This is a genomic window from Tepidanaerobacter sp. EBM-49, from assembly GCF_001896645.1.
In the GTDB taxonomy this organism is placed as follows: Bacteria; Bacillota; Thermosediminibacteria; order Thermosediminibacterales; family Tepidanaerobacteraceae; genus Tepidanaerobacter; species Tepidanaerobacter syntrophicus.
Genome location: NZ_MPPE01000055.1, coordinates 1 through 20,058 on the forward strand (window position 1 = coordinate 1; position 20,058 = coordinate 20,058).

Sequence of the window (20,058 nt, forward strand, 5' to 3'; positions counted from 1 at the left end):
ATGAAGTTCATGAGGAAATCAAGGCATTATCTGACAAGACAGATATGAGGTTCAACGAAGTTCATGAGGAAATCAAGGCATTATCTGACAAGACAGATATGAGGTTCAATGAAGTCCACGACGAAATCAAGGCTCTATCTGATAAAACAGATACGAGGTTCAACGAAGTCCACGACGAAATCAAGGCTCTATCTGACAAGACAGATACGAAATTCGGCGAAGTAAACAAAAAGATAGATAATTTAGCTGAGAGAACAGAAGTTAAATTCGAAGAAGTTCGCAGAGAAATTGGCGGACTTCAAAAGTGGGCTTTTGGTTTGATAGTAACGGTGGTTCTAGGTTTCGTAGCTATTTTCTTTAAATAGTTTAAAAAGTCGGGACAAAACTTGTCCCGACTTCAAAAATCCCTTGCTTACTTTAAATATCGAGGTTCTTATATTGCAATCTATTTGTTGAATTCAGCAAGAAAGAATACTGGTTGTGTGCACGAAATATCAATATTGCCGGCGCATGTCACAAGGACGCAAGTAGCAGGTCCTGCAGTCTTTTTTATATCTACAGGAAGATTCTCTTTCCATTTTAGATTTAATTCAAGGGATGAAGCGAGCATTTCGGCTTCATTTTTTATTCCCTTCGATCCAACCGGAACAATATCGTGAACATTTGGTGCTTCAAGGAGCTTTTTTACAAGAAGCGTTGAAGCAATTTCGGGATCATCTAATAAAACTTCATTTCCTACTTTAGGCTTACCTAGACAATATAGTTTATCTTTTGGCTGTGTTGCATTTACACGCAGCTCATTCTCTTTGCAAATTCCAACAACAGTTATGCCAAGGCCCGTCTGAGATGTTTCCATATTTTTTTCTGTACTTATTACAATTGGCACATCAAGACACACTTCATCCAGTTCATCTTTAATTCCGGCAAGCATACCCTCTCCTGTAGGGTTTGGTTCGTTGCATATTGCAGCGGTTAAAGCTTTTGGGCAGGCTCCCACTGAAAAAGTTTCCATCAGCGCAACTCGACTGGTAAACCTTCCTACTATATACGGAGGAACCTTGACAACATCCAGTGATTTTTCACCCACTGCCCCACAAGAATCGCATGCTACTACAAGGTATATATCCTCTATTAATTTTATAAAACTTACATCCCTATTGGACACATTTAAAATTTTTTTATTCACAGGACTATCTCCCATTAGAAAATCTTGCTTTAGCTGTACTAGAAATAGCTTTATATATAAGTGCAGAAACAATAACATTTGCAGCAGAAGCTACTAAAAGAGGAACTAGCATGGATACAAAAAATGCCATTCCGAATTGAGGAAAAACGATAAATGTGGCAGGTGCCACAACACCATTTAAAATAGATACTGCAACAACTGCTAAAGGAAGGTTCTTTTTCCCGAGGTAGCCATATATAGCTGCAAATGCCGCCATCTCAAGCGCTACTATTATGTGAATGGGAAATGTCATAGGGAATCCGGCAAAAAGACTTGTAAAAAGGTGGCCCAATGCTGCAGCCAGTGCCCCTAAACCCGGTCCTAGCAAGAGAGCCGCTACAAAACCCGGCGCCGAATCAAAGGCTACCGTTCCTGTAGGACTTGGCACTTTAATCAGTGCGCCAACTGCGCTTAGAGCGATAAACATACCCGTAAGCGCTAATTGTCTGGTCTTTTCTTGTTCCATAAATAATCATCCTTTCATATTTTTTATTTGTTAAATTGCATAAGGTGATTTTGAGAGAAAACAAAAAGCCCACAGTCTAATTTGATATTAGACCGTGGACTTTACCATCATCCCCGGAAAACCGATTCTTAAGGCAGGTCTCCTGGCTGAGGTTCATAGCTGCCTAACCCTTCCCGGCATTATAGCCAGTGGATATTTTAAGAAGCTCCCCTTTACAGTGGCGGGACCGCACCGGATTTGCACCGGACTTCCCTATTCTCCCAAACGGGCACCTTAAGCAATTTTTTACTTTAACTTAATTGTAGGCAATTTTAACAAAAAAGTCAACAAGATAATTTTAAGATAATATTGACAAAACAAATTTATAAGCTTATACTTAAAATGTAATGGATTACATTTTGCTTTTTTATTTTTTTTTCTAAAAAGTGTAATGGATTACATTCAAAATTATCACAAAATTATTTTATATTAACATTGGTGGAATCGATATGGTCAAAATCGCAGATGTTGCTAAAGAAGCAAATGTATCTGTAGCAACAGTATCAAGAGTATTAAATAAAAAAGGGTCAGTAAAACCGGAAACCTGCGAAAGGGTTTATAAAGCCATAGAAAAACTTTCCTTTGAGCCTAATATGTCTGCACGCAATCTGAGGCGAAATGAGACGCGGGTAATACTTATAATTGCTCCAAATATAACAAACCCTTATTATGCACATATACTTGCAGGTATCGGCGATGAGGCAGCAAAACTGGGATACAGTGCGCTTATATATAATACCGCAGGGAATGAGGAGCGGGAAAGAAGCAGCATGGATATGCTAAAAAGAAAGCGGGCAGATGGCGCTATCCTCCTTGCATGCAATACGGATTCATTATGGGTAGCAGAATACGCGGAAAAATACCCTTTAGTGCACTGCTCTGAATATGTGGAGAAACTTGATGTTCCAAGGGTTTCTATTGACAACTACAAAGCTGCTGTAGATGTAATGGAATATATTATAGGTCTGGGACATAAAAAAATTGCCACTATAAGCAGCTGCAACAGTTATATTTCAACTGCTCTCAGGCTGCAAGGCTACAAGGATACACTTAAAAAGCATAGTCTTGCGATGAAAAAAAGGTATATTGCATTTGCTGATGCAGAATATTCCTTTAAAAGCGGTAAAGCTGCGGCTTTTGACTTACTTAAACAAAAAGACAGACCTACGGCTATTTTTTGCATATCAGATACTATTGCACTAGGCGCGATTACAGCGGCAAAAGAAATGGGACTTAGGGTGCCTGAAGATGTTACAATTACGGGTTTTGACGATGTAGATTATACTACAATGTTTCATCCCTATATAACTACTATCGCTCAGCCTTGCTACGAACTTGGAAGGGAATCTTTTAAGCTTCTGCACGCCTGCATGAGCAATAAAAAGGAAATCGATAAAAAAGTGATACTTCCCCATAAATTTATTATTCGCGAATCATCGGCGCCAATTTCAACATGCAATTAACTGCTAAAGCATGCAGTTAATTAGTATAAAAATAAATATAAAAGGGGTGTTTTGATGAAAAAGTTTGTTAGCGTAATTTTAGTTTTAACTTTGGCGTTAGCAGTACTTCTGACAGGCTGCGGCGGCCAGCAGGCAACTAATAGCAATGAAGAAGGCACACCTAGCGAAAATAGCGGTGGAGGAGAGAAATTCAAGGTTGGTATCTTAGCCCCTGCTGTTACCCACGGTTGGGTTGCAGCTGTTGCCTATCACGCGGAGGCCCGCGCAAAAGAGTTGTCAGACCAGATCGACTACAAAATTCAGACCAGCAGTAATGCTGAAGAAATGACTGCTCAATTAGATGACCTGATGACATGGGGCGCACAGGCTATAGTAGCATTTCCTCAGTGGGAAGGCATGGAAGAGCCCATAAAGAAGGCTTTGGATGCCGGAATAAAGGTTGTAAACTTTGATATCGTAATCGATGTAGACGGTGTTTACAGAGTATCCGGCGACAATGAAGGCATGGGAATTGAAGGCGCCAAGTATATTGCTGACAAAATAGGCAAAGAGGGAACTGTTGTAGTTTTAGAAGTTCCTACATCCGGTTCAGTATCAGAGCTTAGGAAAAAGGGCTTTATGGAAACAGCGGCGCAAATTGCTCCCGATTGGAACATACTTACATATGCAACAAAGTTTACTCGGGAAGACGGTTTGAAGGATTTTGCAGATATACTAACCAGCAATCCGAAAATCGATGCCGTGTTTTCCATGGACGATGAGACTTCCATAGGTGTTCTTCAGGCTATAAGAGAAGCAGGCCGAACCGATATCAAAGTCATTACCGGCGGCGGAGGAATGCAGGAATATTTCAGAATGATGCCCGAAAATGAAGATATATGGCTTGAATCCGCGCTTTACAGCCCTGCCATGGTAAAAGATGCCATCGATCTTGCTGTAAAATTATTAAAGGGTGAAGACGCTCCCGAGGTTACAATTATCCCGACTACTATAGTAGACAGAACAAATTACAAAGATTTCTTAGATCCGAATTCGCCGTATTAAACCAAAAGCATACGTTGATTGAGACAACTAAGACAAAAGGTTATGGCGTCGCCATAACCTTTTGCATATAAAAAGATGGATGTGGTTTCATGATAGTTGAAATGAAAAATATCATAAAATCATTTGGAAGCAATAAAGTGCTAAAAAATGTATCATTTACAATAAAAGGCGGTGAAATATGCGCACTTATAGGTGAGAACGGGGCAGGCAAATCAACGCTTATGAATATACTAGGCGGAGTCTGCAAGATGGATTCGGGAAAAATATATCTGGACGGCAAAGAAGTAGAATTTGAAAGCCCTGCAGAATCTCTTAATGCCGGTATAGCATTTATACACCAAGAGCTTAACCTTATAAATGATTTGCCTGTATATGAAAACATGTTTTTAGGCAGAGAGCTAAAAAACAAACGAGGGACTTTAGATTTAGAAAGAATGGTTTATGAAACAGAAAAAGTTTTCAGGGAAATGAATGTAGACCTAGACCCCAAAATCATGGTTCGAGATTTAGATACATCCTACAAGCAGATAGTTGAAATATGCAGAGCCATGATGATGAATGCATCGATAATAATAATGGACGAACCTACTACTTCGCTGACAGAACCTGAAATAGAACGAGTCTTTAAGATGATGAGGACGCTAAAAGAGCGAGGTGTAGGCATCATCTTTATATCTCATAAATTAAACGAAGTAATGGAGATATGCGAAAGATACATAGTGCTAAGAGATGGCTGCCTGGTTGCCGAAGGAAATGTAAGCGATGTAACAACTGACGATCTGGCAAGATTTATGGTGGGCTATGATGTGAGAACCGAGCAATTGTCAAGAAAAAGAAAATTGGGTAAAGAAATTCTTCGCCTGGAAGGGCTTACTCATGAAAAGGCGTACAGAAACATCAGTTTATCGGTAAGGGCCGGAGAAATCCTCGGCGTAACCGGCCTGCTGGGAGACGGGCGAAGCGAACTTTTTCAATCGGTTTTTGGAGCAGAGAGCATACTTGACGGAAAGATATTTCTTGAAGGCAAAGAGATTAAAATTTTTAGCACAACCCAAGCCCTTCATATAGGTATTGGATACCTTCCGGGCAATAGAAAAGAAAACGGAATAATAAAAGACATGAATGTGCTTGAAAATGCATCCATAGTTACATGGCCATTGTTTGCAAAAAGAGGAGTAATCGACTGGCCAAGACATATCAACATATTCAACAGGCAAATTAAAGAACTGAGAATAAAACTTGGAAAGATTAGCGACAGCATTAACAGTCTTTCAGGAGGTAACCAGCAAAAGGTTGTACTTGCAAAGTGGCTGTCGGCAAATCCTAAAGTTCTAGTGCTGGATAATCCTACTCAGGGTGTTGATGTGGGAGCCAAAGAAGATATCTATGACATTATATTAAATCTTGCAGATGAAAATATTGCCGTAATCGTGCTTTCCAGCGAAGCCCAGGAGATTGTGAGAATATGTGATAGAGCAATCGTAATGTATCATGGAGCAATCCAAGGCGAAGTTTTTGACAAGACAATGAACGAACATGACATAATGCGGCTAGCTACCGGCGGGAGACTGGAATAAGCAAGAAAGGGGAACAAAATATGAGTGATGATACCGGCAGAAAAAGGAAGAGAAGCTTTTTTGAATGGTTCAAATACAGATGGACCGCGGAACCGCTTTTTAGCACCGCCATAGTTCTCTTACTCATTATTATATTACAGACATTGGTTTTGGGGTTTGATTATGACTCCATCGGCAGCTGGTTTAGTTCGTGGCTGAACAATTGGATAAATATTTTAAGAAATAATGCAGGTATTGGCATAATCTCCCTTGGGATGACATTTGTAATAATTTCGGGAGGCATAGATCTTGCGGTAGGTTCCACGACAGTTGCAATAGGCGCTGTTATGATGATGCTTATTGACAAAGGGCCAAAGGGCATATTGATAAATATGGGTATAACCGGCATCCCGGCATTTGCGATAGCGATTATTGCAGGAATCGTGTTAGGATATTGCCTGGGTACAGGGATTGGGCTATTAATAACCAAAGGCAGGATACCTCCGTTTATCGCAACATTGGGCGCAATGAAGATTTTTAGAAGTGTTACACAGCATTTTATGCAGGGTTACAATCCAACGGTTCCGAGAGAATTCCTTCAAATTGCAAACATGAAAATAGGAAATTTTATGTTAATGCCTATTATATTTTGGCTGGTTATTGCAAGCATACTATATTATGTCTCAAAACGGACGGTGTTTGGACGGCAAGTGATCGCAGTAGGCTCTAATGAAAAAGCAGCTAAACTTTCAGGCGTTAATGTAGACAAAGTCAAAACAGGCGTATACTCACTTATGGGAATACTTGTGGCGATTTCTGCGATAATTCAGGTGTCGCGAATAGGCTCCATGGACTTTGCAAACGCAGGCAGCGGCTACGAGATGGACGCAATTGCTGCGGCTGTAGTGGGAGGAACAAGCATGAGCGGCGGAAGAGGCACCGTATTAGGCACTGTTTTTGGTATGCTGATTATCGCTGTGATGAACAACCTTCTAAATCTTTTTGGAGTACCGCCTTTCTTAAGAGAAGCCTTTAAAGGTCTAATAGTTGTTTGCGCGGTGCTTTTACAGAAGAAAGAAAAAGCCTAAAAGGAGGATAACTTTATGATTAATGTTGGTATTATCGGATGTGGGAAAATTGCTCAAGTAAGACATATACCTGAATATCTTGATAATAAAAATTGCCGCCTAGTAGGTTTTTACGATAAAAATCCGGACAGAACAAAGGAAATTGCCCAAAAATATGGCGGAATAGCTTATGCTTCTTGCGAAGAATTACTTTCAAATCCCACAATAGATGCAGTAAGCGTATGCGTATCAAATAATTTGCATGCCCAGATAACAATTGAGGCACTTCGCGCAGGAAAGCATGTGCTTTGTGAAAAACCTATGGCAACAACTCTTGAAGATTGTAAAGCCATGGTTAAAGCAGCTGAGGATGCGGGCAAAAAACTACTTATAGGTCACAACCAAAGACTTGCTCCTGCTCACAGAAGGGCAAAAAAGCTGGTGGAAGAAGGATTGATTGGCGATATAATTACCTTCAAAACTACCTTTGGGCACGGTGGCCCGGAAACGTGGAGCATTGATGCAGGTCCTGATGTGTGGTTTTTTGACAAGAATACCGCGGTTATGGGTGCTATGGCAGACCTTGGAATTCACAAGACGGATTTGATACAGTTTTTAACCGGTAAAAAAATTGTAGAAACAACGGCAAAACTTGCTACATTAAACAAAAAGACTTCTGACGGCAAACCTATAAGCGTAGACGATAATGCATTTTGCATATATAAAATGGAAAATGGAATCATCGGAATAATGACGGCAAGTTGGACATATTATGGACCAGAGGACAACAGCACCATATTATATGGAACAAAAGGCATTATGAGAATATATGATGATCCTCAGTATGCTATAAAAGTTCTTATGCATGATGGAGAGAAAATAAATTTCGAAATGGAAGGCATACAGACAAATGAAAAACAAACAAAATCCGGTGTCATAGATTTATTTGTGGACAGCATACTAAATGACAGGGATACAGAATTATCCGGAAAAGCCGCGCTAAGTTCTATGAAAGCAGTATTTGCAAGCATAGAATCATCTGAAAAAGGTAAAACCATTACCATAGATCAAGATTAATTATATCTGATAGTATCCAATAAATAAAAGAAAGAAGATGGTATGCATGAAAATGGGATTTGTAAGTGCAATTTTAGCTGATTACAGTTTCGAAAAACTAATTGATACTGCAGCCGAACTAGGATTTGAATGTGTTGAAGTTGCATGCTGGCCTAAAGGAACAGCGGAAAGAAGGTATGCCGGCGTCAGCCATATTGATGTGGATAGCCTTAATGATGAAAAAGCCGCTTACATAAGGGATTATTGCAGAAATAAAAAAGTTCAAATCTCGTCCCTTGCCTTTTATCCTAATACCATCGGAAATGACTTAGAGATGCGCCGTGCAAATGTTTCTCATCTATACAAAGTAATAGATGCCAGCGCAAAACTTGGGGTTAATATGGTGACAACATTTATAGGAAGAAATCAGTATAAAAGCGTTGAGGAAAATATAGAACTTTTTAAGGAAGTCTGGCCGCCTATTATAAGCTATGCAGAAAATAAAGGGGTAAAAGTTGCCATAGAAAACTGTCCAATGCTTTTTGATGAAAACCAGTGGCCGGGTGGGCAGAACCTTTTTAATTCTCCTAAAATCTGGAGAAAATTGTTTGAAATTATTCCAAGCGATAATTTCGGTATAAATCTTGATCCAAGTCATTTTATCTGGCAAATGATGGATTACATAAAACCGGTTTATGAATTCCGAGACAAAATTTTTCATGTTCACTTCAAAGATATTAAACTGCACCCTGATAAATTAAAAGAAGTGGGGACGCTGGCTTATCCCCTAGATTACATGAGTCCTAAAATCCCGGGTCTTGGCGATGTAAACTGGGGAGCTTATGTTTCATCTCTCACTGATATAGGATACAATGGATATGCGTGTATAGAAATAGAGGACAGGGCTTTTGAGGAAAACGAAGAAAGGGTCCTTGCAAGCCTGAAACTTTCAAAGAGGTATTTAGAACAGTTTGTAATCTAGAAATTCAAATTTAAAGGGGGTCTTATGGTGTGAAAAGAATTATTGCGGTAAATTCAAACACTTATCACGGCTACTCTCTCGATGATGCTATTTCCGGTATAAGCAAGGCTGGTTTCAAGTATATTGAGCTTACAGCAACAAAAGGATGGACCGAGCATGTCTTTCCAACGATGACGTTTGAAGAGCTCTGCAGAATAAAAGACAGTCTAAAAAAGGCGGAGCTTACGCCGATTTCCATGAGCGGTCACTGCAACCTTATGGATACAGAGCGCCTTAATGATTTTATCTTAAATATTAAACTTGCGGCATTTTTCGGATGCGACTATATTATATCTTCAATTGGAGAGGCACATTTAAAAGATAGAACTGAAACTTCCGATGAAGAAGTGGCAAAACAGATAAAAGAGATTGTGCCATACCTACAGGAATATAATCTCAAACTATGTCTTGAAAACCACGGCAAGCACGGAACAGGAAAACAACTTAAAAAAATTGTAGATTTAGTGGACTCGCCGACAGTCATGATAAATTATGATACTGCAAATGTTATATATTATGGAAATATTGATCCGGTAGAAGACATAAGTTCATGTATAGATAAAATCGGGCATATTCACCTAAAAGACAAAGCCGGTGCCAATAACGAGTGGAATTTTCCTGCAATAGGCAAAGGAAACGTTGATTTTGAGAGGATTATTAGCGAATTAGACAAAGCCAATAACAATTGCCCTCTCAGTATAGAAATAGAATTTACAAAGGACGGAGCAAGAAATCTTGATGAAGTAAATCAAGCAGTAAAGGATTCTTACGATTATCTTAAAAAAATAGGCCTTTTTAGTGCTTAAATGGAGGGATACCGATGGTCAAGATTGGTATGGTTGGCTTTGGGGGCATAGGAAATGTGCATTATGATAACTACAAAAATATTGACGGATGCAAAGTTGTCGCAGTAGTATGCAATACTGCGCAGGATAAAGAAAAAGCCGCAAAGTTCAATTTAGCCGTATATGATGACATAGCTTCCATGACAGCAAATGAACAAATAGATGTGATAGATGTATGCACACCTACTTATCTTCATAAAGAACATGTAGTAGAAAGCTTAAATTGCGGCAAACATGTAATTGTGGAAAAACCAATGGCGCTTTGCGCAAAAGATGCTAAGGAAATGTTCGACCTTGCCGCCAAAAAAAATCTTTTGCTTTTTGTAGGTCAAGTCGTGCGTTTTACAAGAGAATCTGAAATTCTTTATGAAGCCGTAAAAAGCGAAAAATACGGCAAGCCTCTGGACGGCTATTTCATAAGACTTAGCGCTTGCCCTACATGGAGCAAGGGAGGGTGGCTTTTTGACAGAAAGAAAAGCGGACTTGTGCCCTTTGACTTGCATGTCCATGACTTGGATTTGATTATAAGCATTTTCGGAAAGCCAAAAAACTTTACATATACAAGTTGTGGCAGGCCTGATGCCGGATATAAAGAGCATTACAGATTCAACTATACACTTGACAATCTAAACATTACGGCAGAGGCAGCCTGGTTTAATGCAAATTATCCCTTCAAAGCTGCTTGGCGTGTATATTTTGAAAATGCAGTATTAGAAAACGATGGAAAAAAAGTTACAGTTTATGAGCATGATAAAGAACCTTTCACTTATAACTTTCAAGAGGATAAAGCGGTAGCCACCGAGATAAACCTGCCTGCCAGCGACATGTTTTACCGTGAGCTTTCACATTTTATAGAATGTATAGAAAGAGGCGTTCCGTCAGAACGTATCCACCCTGATGAAATCATAGAAGGGATTAAGATTTTAGAAAAAATAACCGAAGAAGAAAAGCCGGCAGTCTAAGAACTGCACCTATTCCGGACATACTAGAAAGGAGGCGCTCTTTTAAAGAGCGCCTCCTTGTGTGTTTTTTTGCTGCTTATTTTTTGCTGTTTACTAAATTTACCAGCTGAATCTAGAGCAAATTGTAAAGCACTTGCGCCATCTCAGCCCTTGTTGCAATGCTTTCGGGAGTTAACAAGCCATTACTTCCGCGCACCATTCCTGTTTTGGTCAGATATTCCACAGCTTCTTTTGCCCAAGGAGCTACTTTATCGGCATCTCTGAAGCTTTCCAGGGTTGTTCCGGTAGTGCCGACAGGCAATTCTCCCAGCTCCTTTAAGGTGTTGTAAAGCAGTGTAAACATTTCCTGTCTTGTAATCGGCCGCTCCGGAGCAAAAAGGTTGCTGCCGATACCTTTTGTAATATTAAGGCGTTTAGCTGCTGCCAGATAACCGGTATAATATGTGCTGCCGGCATCTAGGAAGTTGTCTTTCGGCTGCGCATCGGGTTCTACTCCGTATGCCCTCATCAGCATAACTAAATATTGGCTGCGCGTCAGCTGCTCTTGCGGGCTAAAGATTCCCTCCGCGGTTCCTGTGGTTATACCTCTTGCTGCAATAAAGTCTACAGCATCTTTATACCAGGCAGAAGCAGGCACGTCTTTAAATGTCACCAAGTTGTATCCTATTATAAACTTAGAGAAATGATTTGTTTTAAAAACTACAGATATTGTTTTAGCATCATAGCGGCCCCTTACAAGTCTTAAGTTCTCTTCATCTCCCAAGTAATAGACCACTATAGCATTCCTGTTTTCACCTGATTGTAATTTATACGGAATGCGAACTGTTGCGATCCCATCGCCAAAATCCGAAATTGTTTTACTTCCCGCTTTAACTGTCAGCTCATAAGTCGGCCTTCCGCCTATTCTCAAATCATCAGAAATAATTGGTGAGAGTGAAGAAATTGTTATACTTACATTTTCAGAAGGCGAGGCTTTGGCAATTTCATCAAGCGCTTTTTCATCAAAGAGTATTGAAGCTAAAGGAGACAAGAATTCAACAGAAATTCCCTTTGCCGCAGCAGTTTCTAAAGACTCGGCAGGTATATCAGCTGCAATCCGGGATACGCCGTCCCCTGTTTGGATATTAAGCTGAATCACGGCTCCGGCTCCTTCTTTTACAGCTTTTTCAATTAATGCTTCCATGATATCTGCAGTAATATTTTCAGTGGCTTTTCCATCGGAAACTGTAGTTTCTATTACAGCTTTGACAATTGAGATTCCATCGGATTTTTCAACTGTAACAGTCGGTTCGCTCTCGGAAGTAGTTTTTTTAGTAGTAGAACCACCACCTGTTCCACCTGTTCCGCCGCCGTTTTCACCTCCGCCTGCACTTTCCTTTATGACATAAACAAATGTTGCAACTGCACTGTCAGCATATCCTTCTTTTACAGCTATAGCCTTTATTGTTGTAGTCTTTGCAATTTCGATAGGGCCGGAGTAAATATTACTGCTTATGCTTGGACGTGTTCCATCTAAAGTATAGTATATTGTAGCTCCGGGCGTTCTGCAGCTGAGAGTTACATGCTGTGTGCCGCTATACGTTCCCGAAGGTATACTGGCCGTAGGTGCTGCCGTTATGTTTTGTCCCGCCTCGCCGATTGTGTAGGAAGCAGTGGCTATATCGCTGTCATCCATACCTACTTTAGAGGCAAAGAACTTTAAGACACATGTCTTTTCAATAGGCAACCCTGATTTTCCATCTTCTGTGTTTACAATTTCCTTGTAGACACGGCTTAGCGTGGTCGGATTAGATCCGTCAGTAGTGTAGTAAATAGTAGCTCCCGGCGTTTCACTGGAAAGCTTTACGTAAATAGGTTCTGCATAAGAACCGTCAGCTATATCAGCTGTTGGAATTGCGGCAGTTGTCCGCTCTTTCAGTGTAAGAGCTTCAGTTATATAATCAGCTGCCATTTTAACCCCTGCATAACTTTTAACATTTTGGCTGACTTCGGCAATGTAAGTCTCCAGTGTTTCACCATCTTCTTTATACATATGAAATCCGCCGGGGTATTTTGTCTCATCTGCTACAAGGCAAATACGTTTTACGAAGTTGTCTGAGTAAATAATATCTCTTTGATAATCCATATCTTTTTTGTAGGCTGTGTTTTCTGCCGTGATCAGAAAATCTATTTTTTCTATAGGTACCAGGTTGCCGCTGTCGCCATATACTTCAGCGTTAATTATTCCCATATCCTCTTCATAGATACTTTCTGCTTGCATAAACTTGTCAAATTCGATTTCAAGCCCTTTAGGGGTTAGGGCTGCTCCTATAACATTTGGCTTTTCTGTGGCCAGAAGTCCTATATTTACTTTGTCATGAATAGGCGGAACTTCCATAGGTTTTGTCTCGGATGGCAAGTACTTTTCTTGTTCATCGCTAAATTGTACTTTCCACCAGCCTTCAGGAACATCCCAACCGTAACGTCCATCATAATTCGTAAGCTGCGGGTTTTCTTGGTTGCTTTCGCTGGCCTCTTGCCAGAAGTTGTAAGAGCCGTCTTTGCTATCACTGCCATATATAGAAGCTTCTACACCTTCTACCCGGTTAGAGTCTATGCCTTCAAAAACGTATCCAGAGGGATCGAGCAACCATTTTGTCTTTTCCTGCTTTTCTTTTCGTGTAGGTTTGTAATCTTGAAGCTTAAGCTCTATCATTATGCTGCGCATTATGGAATCCCACATTGCATCCAGCTCTTGACTGGTGCTGCTGTTGTACCAACTGCCGCCTAAGGAAGTTATTATGCTTAAGCCTTTTCCTATAGGACCTATATAACCTGCCACATAGCCTACACTGTTAAACGTGTTGCTGATACAATAGTGGCTTACGGTCAAATCACTGTAATCCCTAATTTCTTGACACAATGCATTTTGTTTTTTAGTATCTCTGACAAGGTTTACTACATCATAGAGGGCTTGCGCATCTTTGGTTGTACGGCCTCGTAAGATGTTTACGGCAAGACCTGCACCGCCCACAACATTCATGGCTGTTCCATAACGACCAAGTTCGGCCGGTGCCCCTTTTAATTTTTCGTACACTATCTCTCCTGTATTTTGCAGATTACCGGTAATATCAATAGCACTCAATGCAGTGTCCGTAGCTCCGGCTGTTTGAGAAGAAGCCTTTAGAGCTTTGGGTTGATTGTTTGCAGCATATTGATCAGCCTTTAAAATTCTAGTAAGATTCTCATCAAAGTACATCTGGCGCCTCATCTGAGAGTCAACTGTTCCGGGCTCTGCTCCGTCAGTTGTAACAACACTTTCCTTTACCCAATAGCTGCCTTGCAGTGTATTGAACCTTCGAAAACCTTGAGCTTCAAGTTGTTCAGGTGTAACTTCTACATTCTCACTAAATGCAATATTAAAGTTCAAACTACCTCCGCCGTCAACAGGTATAGAACCGTTATATGATGTCGGATCTATTTGTATATCGGCATTAGCTGCGTTATCTCTAATTTCTGGCAAAACTTCTGCCGGATCTGGCGTTGCACTTACTGCCTCGTTAAAATCAGGAACTTGATATCCGGTAATCATACTCAGCTCATCCACATCTTTTAGTGTAAATTGAACGTAAACATTGTCAATTAACCCTAAAGCTTCATCCACTTCCCATTCAGAATAAACACTATCTTCGTTTTCTACATCGTTTTTCCATTTTGCTTTATGCACGCTTTCTACTCCGAGGTAAGATGTTACTACCATTGCCTCATCTATTTGATTTTGTAATAAATTGTTGATTCTAAATGTTATTTTAGTCTTCATATTAGGATTGTAAAAACGGTTCGGAGAATAGTTCGGATTTTGAGGATCGTCAAGTAGAAAATTAGTTTTTAAATTGTAATCATTCCACATGCTGTGCGGATAGTGTAAAAATTCTATATTGCTTGCATAAGCTGACATCCTCTTGCTTAAAACTTCTACTGGCGTCTCTACAGATGTAACCATTTTTTCATTATATTCTGCTTTTGCTGTCAGTAAATGTACACCGGGTTCATCCGGATGCGTTAGAGATATTATGGAAGTATAATGATTTTTTGCGTCTGCTGTAACAGAACCGACAAGTTCAGGACCATCATAAATTTCCACATTGGCTCCTGCCGGTGCAGTTCCTGAAACACTCAATGATCTGGCTTTTTCTCCCTGTTCTATCTGTTCCTTGGTTTCAAGTGTTACTCTGTCAACAGGTATCGTCTGAGAAAACTTTTCAGTAAAAAGCTGATCATTTAAGATATATGAAATTTCTATATCAGCAGTAACAATTTGCTGGTTCTCAGACGGGATAACTGAGAATTGCACCAGGTGATCAAGTATTTTTCTATCTTCTGTATTTATCGGAAAATAAGAATTATTGTAGTTCATCTTCTTCCCGTCTATAAAAGCACTGTCATCTTTTACAGTAGAAGTTGCACTTTGTGCTGCGATGTAATTTATTAGCAAGTTCTTTTCCCTAGATGAACTCAGTCCCTCTATACGGGCTACAACTTTTGCTTCATCGGTGCTTGGAACGTACTCTGTCTCAAAGCGAACATTAAAGCCGCCAAGGAGCTCGTTCGTAACAATTTCCGGTATTTCTACATCCCCTAAATCAGTCAATATACCGTTTCGGACATTAACTGTTTTTTCGACATAAAACGTATCTTCAGCCGGTAAAGCAGCCTTTAACCGAGACAGGGTCCAAAAATTGCTGATTTTAGCAAGACTGTAACCTTTTAGCGCTACAACAGTGTAAGTTCCGTTTTTTAAATTAAGTCCTGCTGTCGACAGATATCCTGCACCAGTAATTACATTGCCACATCGATATCCATTTTGATCAAAAACTATCATATAACCGAGAGGCGGGTTTTCGCCACTTGTAGGAATATTTGCTGCAATCATCCCGTTTTGCCGTGCCAGAACTTCGATGCTCCCATTTCCATAAGCATCAAGTTTGGTGGTAATTGTAGGCTGGACTAAGTCAAGCTTATAGGAATTGAAAGTAAAGCTTACTTCTTTTTCGGCATTGTCCTCTCCTGAGAAAGTTATTTTTGAATAATATGGATTATATTGTACGCCTCCCGAAATGCCGGAGGCAGACCACAAATAAATTTGATTTACATCAGCAACGCTCGCCTCGCTTAAGTCCGGTGTTTCTCCTTCGGCAACAAGCGGCAGCACTTTTAAAGTTATTCTAACTGTATTTTTAGTGGCATAAGTAAGCTCGGCTGCAATATCTGGAGCTTCGCTTGAAGGTTCAAAATCTTCCATAGTCAGGTTTTCATAGCCGGAACATCCTAAATTTATTCTAGTTGGATCGTTCGGATATAGGTCAAGCTCAAATTTGCCTTCACTGTCTGTGACAGCTGATGTAGAGTGATTAAACCGCAAATATCCGTTATGCACAGATTGAATTGCAGTAACGCTTACTCCTTCGATTGGCCGTCCAGATATCTTCTTATCTGTGACTTTGCCGCTTATCTTTATTGTTGAAAGTTCTTCTAGCGGTATAGTTATGTTTTGTGATCTGTTTTCGATTTTGAAAGTTTTCTGTTCAATAGCTTTATATTTCCTAAGATCGGTTGATGAAAGATTAACAGTATATTTAATTTCTTGTCCCACATAGAAATTCTCTTGTGTCGTTCCAAAAGCAGCATAAGAGGAATTTGTATGTTCACCGCTTACATAGGTATAGTAAATATAAGAGTTTGGACTAAGTTCAGCATCTCCACTATCGAAGGTAATAGTTGCCGGCACTTTGATATTTTCTCCTGAAAGCGAAACAACGCTTTCTTGACCGGGCTGTGTATCTATATTCCCCGACGCAAAAGTCATATTGCGCGTGCCGGTGATATCATATTTGTAACTTACCCCCGGAATAAGGTTTTCAAAGTTTATTTCAGTTATATTATCTCTGATTGAAACATTTCTATAATCCCAGGGCTGAGATGAAATTAAAGTAAGATACACGCTATTATATTTCCCGTCGCTATTGTCAAGATCTTTAAAACTTACGCTGGACGTAATAGGTATTTCATAAGTTTTTTCGTCAGAAAACTTATTTATATCAGGTCTTAACGGATCTTCTATAATATATTGGACACTTTTTATTTTTGCGGCATCTTCCGGTAATGTGGATTTGAGCTTATATATTCCGGTTGAATTTCCAGTTTCGGGCAAGGTATATTCTTCTTCTGCATCCGATCCATTAGATTTGATATATTTCACAACAGCTTTAGCGGTAAATCCTGCTGTTCCGGATAAAGAATATGTTACATTGCCATTCTTTGAAATATATTGACCCGAGCTGCCATATCCAAAATATACAACATCAAATTTGGTTTGAGCATCGCCTATACTTGCCTGATCTTGAATTGCAACCGGAATTGCGATGCTTTCGGTAGAAATTTCAGGAGTAGTTTTTGTTTTCGCTGAAAATACAATGCGTTTAGCATTTGCTAAGTTGTCTACTGTTTTTATGCTCTTTGAATATACCCACTCTCCTACATGTCCTGATGTGCGGTAAAGTGTTTCACTTTGCAGTATATTGCCATTTTCGTCCTCAAAGACTACGGTTCCAACGAGATTGGGTTCTATGTGTTTGAAATATAAGGTGTAGGAGACTCCTTTATCAAGTATTACTCCAGCTTCGGAAATTTCTACTCCTGCTATGCCAAATTCCAGCATTGGTGCAAGAGAGCTCGGTCGATAATTGATTGTAGCGGTTAAGGTAATTGTAGACCCATCATCCGCTTCAAAAAGAAAATAAAGCGTTTTTAAGCCATATGTCTCGCTTAAAGTATAGGATGTAGGCGGTGTACTTTGCCACTCAGCACCTTCAAGACCTGCTACGCTTTCTGCAATTTTTACTCTTTTATAATCTCCAAAAGATACAGAAAGAGATATCGTGGGTTCTGTGGTATAGTCGCCGGTTGCTATCCTTGCCGTTGGCCGCTTCAAAGCCTCGCTTTCCGCGAGAAGCAATGTTGCATCAACGACGCCGTTTATAAGTTCCTCTCCTTCTTCTGCTGCCGCGGTAAGATATATGCTATACCAGCCAGGCGAAAGAGATTTTAACTCATCTTTTGCAACTACTAATTCGGTTTCCGAGCGGTAATCTACATCACGTTCTTCTTCCGGAGGATTGATAGATTCAGTTCCTCTTTGTATAAAATGAGCTGTATAATTTTTATCAGAGGAAAATCCGTCGCCATACAAGATTAAGCCCGATGAAGTTTCTTTTGTCATATAAATATAAGGTATCTTTCCTTCATTGCCAAAATATATATTAACCTGATTTTCATATGAATCAAATTCAAAATTTTCGGTTGACCAATTGTAGTTATAACCAACTATGTTCAATGGTTCGCCATCGTAAAAAACGCGAAACTCATACATATCCACCAGCTTTTGGGGCACTGCGATTTTTAAAGTTAAGCGACCTTTATCTACATCTGCCGCTTCTACATCTGCTGCTACATCAGTTGTAATCCCATCGTTTCCATACTTGGTTAAAACTGCCGTAAATTTAGATGCATCTGGCGTAATATTTAACGGATATCCTAAATCTAGATAAAACGAACTGCCCGCAAGCATTATAGGCATCGAGCTTTCAATATCGTTTTTATCATACATAGGGATAAATTGTGTAGCTCCTTTGGCCTCACTTTCTGTAACTTTTGTAAAGGAGGTTTGGTAAAGTTCCTGACCATTGTAAAATATTTTTAAATCTCCCGCTTGAGATGAGCCGACAGCTATTTCGCCGGTAATTGTGTAAATACCGTAATCCGGTCCGCTCATGCTAACATTTTGGGTTTGAACTGATGTATCATTTACTGTAAAAGTCAGTTTAGAGGCATCACTTAGTTTAGTGCCTGTAATCTTAAAATAAAGCTTGTTTTCATTTTCCCCTACAGCAAACGTTGTAGTGCCATCTGCCGGCATATAATCTGAGCCGCCTTCAAAATGTTCTTCCTGTATATTTCTGCATGGTAGGCTGTTTAATATATTAAATTGTCCGATACTGGCGCTATCATCTGATAAAACAGATATGGGCTGCATATCCGTATAGGCTGTGAGATCACCGACCCTTGTAGGCGCAGTGACTGCCGCATAAAGTTTTTGCCCTGCTTCTAAATTTTCGTTTAATACCGCATTCCCTTTTATAATGTAAGAGCAATTTTCTGCTAAGGTTACATCAAAATCAGTCATTTCGCCGACTTTAACAACTGTTCCTTCCTCCGGTCCGTTCCAATCCATACTATCAGTATGGATAACTTCAATTTCAAAGTCGCTTTCCGAAAGACCAGTTGCAAAGCTGCTGGCCGTAAGTTCAAATGGGACTGATACAGCAGATGATGAAATTTCTACAGGTCCGCCTGTCTTTCGTAAATAAGGATGGATATAAGACGGATCTGAAGATGATGGATTAAAATTGCCATTCTGTTCTGCATCATAATAAGTATCTGTTTGTTCGTCCCAAAGTCTAATATAATAAGTCGTGTCTTCAAGGGTTTCTCCACTGTCCATTTCCATCTTGTAAATATACCATTCATAACCCTCGATTGTTTTTCCTAAAAGAAATTTGCCCATTTGGCTTGCTACATAAGTATAACCGTTGCTGTCAGATATACAAACTACCGCTTCTAGTTCTTCAAGGTTATGCCCTTTGGCTTCCACATAAAACGAAGTATCTCCTTCCGTGGGATAAGTTCCGTCCCACTGCATAATCCATGCGTAGATAAATTCAGGTTCAGGTTTTGGCTCTTCTTCAATAAGAAGCGGCAAAACTTCTTCTTCCACCTGAGGCTGTTCTTCTTCGGCCTCGGGCAAAACTTCTTCTTCCGGTTCTAAGTCTTCCGGATTTTCCACAGGTGTGCCATCTTCCGTATCGGAGCCCTCCTGTATTTCTTCAGCATCCGGCTCTTCTTCCGGAGGCATTTCTTCTGAAGGCTCTTCTTCCGAAGGTTCTTCTTCCGGAGGCATTTCTTCGGTATCCGTTCCTTCTTCAGAAGGTGTCTCTTCCGGCGGAGTTCCTTGTTCTTCTTCGATTTCTGCACCATCTGCTGAAGTACCTTCCTCTTGTCCTTCATTTGGTTGTTCCTCTGGAGCTCCTGGTGAAATTATTTCAGTTTCATTGACTGTTTCCTCATCGGCAGCATATCCTATAACCGGCATACCCGGCAGTAGTGACACTAGCATTGCTAAAGCCACTAACAATGATATAATTTTTTTGGGCATACTCCTGCCTCCTGACATAAATTTTTAAATATTCCCCGTTAAATATCCGATTTCCAGTGCTCTT

Annotated in this window: 11 protein-coding genes, 1 pseudogene and 1 riboswitch; of the genes and pseudogenes, 9 read left to right on the plus strand and 3 right to left on the minus strand. The window is 40.0% G+C overall.

Going from position 1 to position 20,058, the window contains the following annotated elements; translation table 11 throughout:
• Positions 1–365 (plus strand): annotated as a pseudogene (locus tag BUE08_RS09770) (hypothetical protein); the annotation flags it as partial.
• 80 nt (positions 366–445) lie between these two features.
• Here the strand turns inward: BUE08_RS09770 and BUE08_RS09775 are convergent.
• Both BUE08_RS09775 and BUE08_RS09780 read right to left on the minus strand, forming a co-directional pair.
• The gene (locus BUE08_RS09775) at positions 446–1,186 is read right to left on the minus strand and encodes an alpha-ribazole kinase (RefSeq protein ID WP_286680829.1); all 741 of its coding nucleotides are present in this window, start codon (positions 1,184–1,186) and stop codon (positions 446–448) included.
• A gap of 4 nt (positions 1,187–1,190) precedes the next feature.
• On the minus strand, positions 1,191–1,691 hold the full coding sequence (locus BUE08_RS09780) for an ECF transporter S component (protein ID WP_059031271.1): 501 nt from the start codon (positions 1,689–1,691) through the stop codon (positions 1,191–1,193).
• 115 nt (positions 1,692–1,806) lie between these two features.
• Positions 1,807–1,982: riboswitch (cobalamin riboswitch) on the minus strand.
• A gap of 197 nt (positions 1,983–2,179) precedes the next feature.
• On the opposite strand from BUE08_RS09780, the gene BUE08_RS09785 reads away from it, so the two are divergent.
• The 8 genes from BUE08_RS09785 (at position 2,180) to BUE08_RS09820 (ending at position 10,744) form a co-directional block, all read left to right on the plus strand.
• A complete protein-coding gene (locus BUE08_RS09785; protein ID WP_213950670.1) occupies positions 2,180–3,193 on the plus strand; it encodes a LacI family DNA-binding transcriptional regulator in 1,014 nt (337 codons plus the stop codon).
• A 54-nt stretch (positions 3,194–3,247) separates the two neighbouring features.
• A complete protein-coding gene (locus BUE08_RS09790; protein WP_059032405.1) occupies positions 3,248–4,237 on the plus strand; it encodes an ABC transporter substrate-binding protein in 990 nt (329 codons plus the stop codon).
• 89 nt (positions 4,238–4,326) lie between these two features.
• A complete protein-coding gene (locus BUE08_RS09795) occupies positions 4,327–5,814 on the plus strand; it encodes a sugar ABC transporter ATP-binding protein (RefSeq protein WP_286680830.1) in 1,488 nt (495 codons plus the stop codon).
• 20 nt (positions 5,815–5,834) lie between these two features.
• Entirely contained in the window at positions 5,835–6,881 is a 1,047-nt protein-coding gene (locus BUE08_RS09800) for an ABC transporter permease (RefSeq protein ID WP_213996220.1), read from the plus strand.
• A gap of 15 nt (positions 6,882–6,896) precedes the next feature.
• Complete coding sequence (locus tag BUE08_RS09805; protein WP_213996221.1) at positions 6,897–7,937, plus strand: Gfo/Idh/MocA family protein; 1,041 nt, start codon at positions 6,897–6,899, stop codon at positions 7,935–7,937.
• A 46-nt stretch (positions 7,938–7,983) separates the two neighbouring features.
• Positions 7,984–8,898, plus strand: coding sequence for a sugar phosphate isomerase/epimerase family protein (locus tag BUE08_RS09810; RefSeq protein WP_286680831.1), 915 nt, complete (start codon positions 7,984–7,986; stop codon positions 8,896–8,898).
• A 29-nt stretch (positions 8,899–8,927) separates the two neighbouring features.
• Positions 8,928–9,743, plus strand: a complete 816-nt coding sequence (locus BUE08_RS09815) for a sugar phosphate isomerase/epimerase family protein (protein WP_286680832.1) — start codon at positions 8,928–8,930, stop codon at positions 9,741–9,743.
• Between the two features lie 14 nt (positions 9,744–9,757).
• Positions 9,758–10,744: a Gfo/Idh/MocA family protein gene (locus BUE08_RS09820; protein ID WP_286680833.1), complete on the plus strand. Its 987-nt coding sequence runs from the start codon at positions 9,758–9,760 to the stop codon at positions 10,742–10,744.
• A 112-nt stretch (positions 10,745–10,856) separates the two neighbouring features.
• On the opposite strand, the gene BUE08_RS09825 is transcribed toward BUE08_RS09820, so the two are convergent.
• Complete coding sequence (locus BUE08_RS09825) at positions 10,857–19,994, minus strand: chitobiase/beta-hexosaminidase C-terminal domain-containing protein (protein ID WP_286680834.1); 9,138 nt, start codon at positions 19,992–19,994, stop codon at positions 10,857–10,859.
• Positions 19,995–20,058: the final 64 nt, after the last annotated feature.

Coding starts and splice junctions, on each gene's coding strand:
- BUE08_RS09825 (WP_286680834.1), bottom strand. CDS start 19,994: ATGCCCAAAAAAATTATATCATTGTTAGTGGCTTTAGCAATGCTAGTG.
- BUE08_RS09800 (WP_213996220.1), top strand. CDS start 5,835: ATGAGTGATGATACCGGCAGAAAAAGGAAGAGAAGCTTTTTTGAATGG.
- BUE08_RS09795 (WP_286680830.1), top strand. CDS start 4,327: ATGATAGTTGAAATGAAAAATATCATAAAATCATTTGGAAGCAATAAA.
- BUE08_RS09785 (WP_213950670.1), top strand. CDS start 2,180: ATGGTCAAAATCGCAGATGTTGCTAAAGAAGCAAATGTATCTGTAGCA.
- BUE08_RS09810 (WP_286680831.1), top strand. CDS start 7,984: ATGAAAATGGGATTTGTAAGTGCAATTTTAGCTGATTACAGTTTCGAA.
- BUE08_RS09790 (WP_059032405.1), top strand. CDS start 3,248: ATGAAAAAGTTTGTTAGCGTAATTTTAGTTTTAACTTTGGCGTTAGCA.
- BUE08_RS09780 (WP_059031271.1), bottom strand. CDS start 1,691: ATGGAACAAGAAAAGACCAGACAATTAGCGCTTACGGGTATGTTTATC.
- BUE08_RS09820 (WP_286680833.1), top strand. CDS start 9,758: ATGGTCAAGATTGGTATGGTTGGCTTTGGGGGCATAGGAAATGTGCAT.
- BUE08_RS09805 (WP_213996221.1), top strand. CDS start 6,897: ATGATTAATGTTGGTATTATCGGATGTGGGAAAATTGCTCAAGTAAGA.